At 66.2% G+C, this 3,813-nt stretch carries 4 protein-coding genes; 3 read left to right on the top strand and 1 reads right to left on the bottom strand.

Features of this window, described 5'->3' with window-relative positions:
* Positions 1 to 1,209: DAK2 domain-containing protein (locus WBV89_RS05620; RefSeq protein ID WP_423980354.1), on the bottom strand; the 1,209-nt coding region annotated here is incomplete at its 3' end.
* Positions 1,210 to 1,334: 125 nt separating this feature from the next.
* Between WBV89_RS05620 and rpmB the strand changes: the two genes are divergently transcribed.
* The 3 genes from rpmB (at position 1,335) to WBV89_RS05605 (ending at position 3,751) form a co-directional block, all read left to right on the top strand.
* Positions 1,335 to 1,526 carry a 50S ribosomal protein L28 gene (gene rpmB, locus WBV89_RS05615; protein ID WP_015441411.1) on the top strand — a complete coding sequence of 64 codons (192 nt, stop codon included), beginning with the start codon at positions 1,335 to 1,337 and terminating at the stop codon, positions 1,524 to 1,526.
* Positions 1,527 to 1,544: 18 nt separating this feature from the next.
* Positions 1,545 to 1,766 carry a hypothetical protein gene (locus WBV89_RS05610; RefSeq protein WP_423980353.1) on the top strand — a complete coding sequence of 74 codons (222 nt, stop codon included), beginning with the start codon at positions 1,545 to 1,547 and terminating at the stop codon, positions 1,764 to 1,766.
* A 197-nt stretch (positions 1,767 to 1,963) separates the two neighbouring features.
* The gene (locus WBV89_RS05605) at positions 1,964 to 3,751 is read left to right on the top strand and encodes a phosphoenolpyruvate carboxykinase (GTP) (protein ID WP_423980352.1); all 1,788 of its coding nucleotides are present in this window, start codon (positions 1,964 to 1,966) and stop codon (positions 3,749 to 3,751) included.
* Positions 3,752 to 3,813: the final 62 nt, after the last annotated feature.

Here is a 3,813-nt window from a genome sequence, read left to right as displayed (position 1 = left end):
CATCGTCTGTCCCCCGGTGACGACGCCCTGAACGCCGAGCTGGGCGAACAACTCGACCAGCCCGTCACCGCTGCACACACCGACGACGGCGGTGGTCAGCGGCGGAAGGCCGGCGCCCGCCGCGGTTGCTGCCGGGCGTGGGCTTCCGGCCTGACCGTGGCTCTGGCGGGCCGAGGCATCCGCTGGCCCACCCGACGTCATCTCGGCTTCACGTTTGGCGTGTTCGTCGTCGACCTCTTCGAACAGGTCGCTGACGCGGATCTGCTTGGGTCGGCCGTCGAGATCGAGCGCGACCTCGACCGCGGCGCCGATGTCGTTCGTGTGCACGTGGCAGTTCCAGATGCCGTCGCCGCCGACGACGACGATCGAGTCGCCGATCGCACCCCATCCCTGCTTGAAGTCCTCGATCCGGTCGTCGGCGAGGTCCAGGAAGTACATCACCTCGTAGCGCTGATCGGCCACATCGACCTCGTCGGCTCCACCGACCTTGCGCACGCTGCTCCGCTCGGGCGTTGGCGTGTCGAACGCCGCGGCGACGGCACCACCGGTTCCGTCGTCCTCCTCCGCTTCGGGAAGCGGCTCGCCGTCGACGAGGTACAGCGCCGAGTCGAGCAGGAGCAGGAACCCGGCTCCTCCCGCATCGACGACACCCGCCTCCTTGAGGACGGGGAGCTGCTCGGGTGTGTTGTCGAGCGCCTGCTTTCCCGCAGAGCGCGCCGCGCGCACGACCTCCGCGAGCGACCCGCCCTCGTCCGACGCGTGACGCGCTGCCTCTGCGCTCTCGCGCACGACGGTCAGGATCGTTCCCTCGATCGGCTTGAGCACCGCCTGGTATGCACCGGTCGACGCGGCCTGCAACGCATCGGCGAAGCGCGTTCCACGCTCGTCGATATCGGGCGTCATCGATTTCATCGTCGAGGCGAACCCGCGCATGATCTGACTGAGGATCACACCGCTGTTCCCACGGGCGCCCATCAACGAGCCGTGGCTGATCGCGTCGCATGTCGCGTCGAGATCGTCTGCGTCGGCGGTTTCCATCTCGGCGACCACCGCGTCGAGCGTGCGGGCCATGTTCGTTCCGGTGTCGCCGTCGGGCACCGGATAGACGTTCAGTCGGTTGAGCCCGCCCGAGTGAGCCTTGACGGTGTCGCGGAACGTGACGACGAGTTCGCGTAGGGATTCGGTGTTGAACCGCTCCAGAGTGGGCACGGGATGGGAGTGTACGCGTCTCCCGGTTGGACGCTACGAAAGCGGCGCTAGCATCATCTGGCCGTTCGGTACTTGCCCACACGGGGCATCCGACACCGAACCGGAACGTTCTCCAGGAGAAGATGATGGCATCGAAGTGTGAAATGTGTGGCAAGGGCCCGTCGTGGGGCATGTCTGTCTCTCACAGCCATCGGCGCACCAAGCGTCGTTGGAACCCGAACATCCAGCGCATCCGTGCGTCGGTGAACGGGGCGACCAAGCGCGTCAACGTCTGCACCGGCTGCATCAAGTCCGGCAAGGTCGTCAAGGCCGGCTGACGCCGGTCCCGCACGATCATGCAAGGCGTCATCAAGGCCTACGATCCCAGCACCGGCAACGGACTGGTGATGTGCGACACCGACCTGGCCGACTACGACCTCGCAGCCAACGCGCTCGAGGGATCCGTGTTCCGGATGGTCCGTCCCGGCCAGCGCGTCGTGTTCGACCTCGACGACGCCGGATCCGCCACCGCCCTGCGCCTCGGTTCCGAGGTCGACATGGGCACCCCCGGATACTGACCCGCCGCTGAACTCCCCCGACCCATCGGGGTGACCGATCAGCAATACCCCTGCCATCTGTTTTTCAGATGGCCTCATGGAAGCTGGTGATGTAAGCGATTACATCCCGTTCCATTTTCACACTCGCGCCGACAGGTGTTTACGGTGGTGTCATTGCGGGGAAACCCTCGTGAAACGACCCAACGGAGAGTCACGACATGAGCGGAACGACGACCAACCGGCGGCTGCAGGACTGGGTGGCCGAGTGGGCCTCCATCATGCAGCCCGACGACGTCTACTGGTGCGACGGGAGCGCCGAGGAGTACGACCGGCTCGCACAGTCGCTCGTCGATTCCGGAACCTTCACCAAGCTCGACGAAGCGAAGCGCCCCAACAGCTACTGGGCCCATTCCGACCCCGCCGACGTAGCTCGCGTCGAGGACCGCACGTTCATCTGTTCGGCGACCGAGGACGAGGCCGGGCCGAACAACAACTGGCGCGACCCCGACGAGATGCGGGCCGAGATGATCCGCCTCTACACCGATGCGATGAAGGGCCGCACGATGTACGTGGTGCCCTTCTCGATGGGTCCGCTCGGTTCGCCGATCGCGCACATCGGGGTGCAGCTCACCGACTCGGCCTACGTCGCCACCAACATGCGGATCATGACCCGGATGGGCCAGGGTGCGCTCGACGCGCTCGGCAACGACCAGTGGGTTCCGTGCCTCCACTCCGTCGGCGCACCGCTCGAGGATGGCGCAGAGGATGTCCCGTGGCCCTGTGACGCCGAGAACAAGTACATCGTCCATTTCCCCGAGACTCGCGAAATCATGTCCTACGGGTCGGGCTACGGCGGCAACGCCCTGCTCGGCAAGAAGTGCTTCGCGCTCCGCATCGCCTCGGTGATGGCGCGCGACGATGGCTGGCTCGCCGAGCACATGCTCATCTTGAAGCTGACCAACCCTCAGGGTGAGTCGAAGTACATCGCCGGTGCGTTCCCGTCCGCCTGCGGCAAGACGAACCTGGCGATGCTCGTCCCGACGATTCCGGGCTGGCGTGCCGAGACGATCGGCGACGACATCTGCTGGATGAAGTTCGGCGACGATGGCCAGCTGTACGCCATCAACCCCGAGGCCGGATTCTTCGGCGTTGCGCCCGGCACCAGCCACAAGACGAACCACAACGCGATGGAAACGCTGTGGGGCAACTGCATCTACACCAACACCGCGCTCACCGACGACGGCGACGTGTGGTGGGAGGAGATGACCGAGGACGCCCCGGCTCGCGCCACCGACTGGCGCGGCAACGCGTGGAACCCCGAGATCGACACCCCGGCAGCGCACCCGAACGCCCGCTTCACGGCCCCTGCGTCGCAGTGCCCGTCGATCGGTGCGGAGTGGGAGGACCCCGCCGGCGTTCCGATCTCGGCGATCCTGTTCGGCGGACGCCGCCGGACGACGGTTCCGCTCGTCACCGAGGCCAACGACTGGGAGCACGGCGTGTTCCTCGGCTCGATCATGGCGTCGGAGAAGACCGCCGCCGCCGAGGGTATTCAGGGCGAGCTGCGCTTCGACCCGATGGCGATGCTGCCCTTCTGCGGCTACAACTACGCCGACTACTTCGCTCACTGGTTGTCGATGACCGACAAGACCGACGCATCCAAGCTGCCGAAGATCTTCTTCGTGAACTGGTTCCGCCGTGACGAGGACGGCCGCTTCCTGTGGCCCGGATTCGGCGAGAACAGCCGCGTGCTCAAGTTCGTGTTCGAACGCTGCAACGGCGAGGGTGAGGTGGTCGACACCGCGATCGGCAAGCTCCCCACGGCCGACACGCTCGACCTCGACGGGCTCGAAATCAGCGATGGCGACCTCGACGCTCTGCTCTCGGTCGATGCCGAGGGCTGGAAGTCGGCGGTGCCCCAGATCCGCGAGCACTTCGCCCGCTTCGGCGACAAGCTCCCCGCCCAGCTCGTCTCGGCCGTCGACGAACTCGAAGCCGCCCTCTGAGCCGTATCAACTGGGGTCAGACCCCAGTTGATACGCCTGGGCGTGACGGAACGGGTCTGACC

The sequence above is a fragment of the Ilumatobacter sp. genome, from assembly GCF_049588435.1.
GTDB lineage: Bacteria > Actinomycetota > Acidimicrobiia > Acidimicrobiales > Ilumatobacteraceae > Ilumatobacter_A.
Note: the sequence above shows the minus strand (reverse complement) of the source record. Positions and strands in the feature narration are given on the sequence as shown.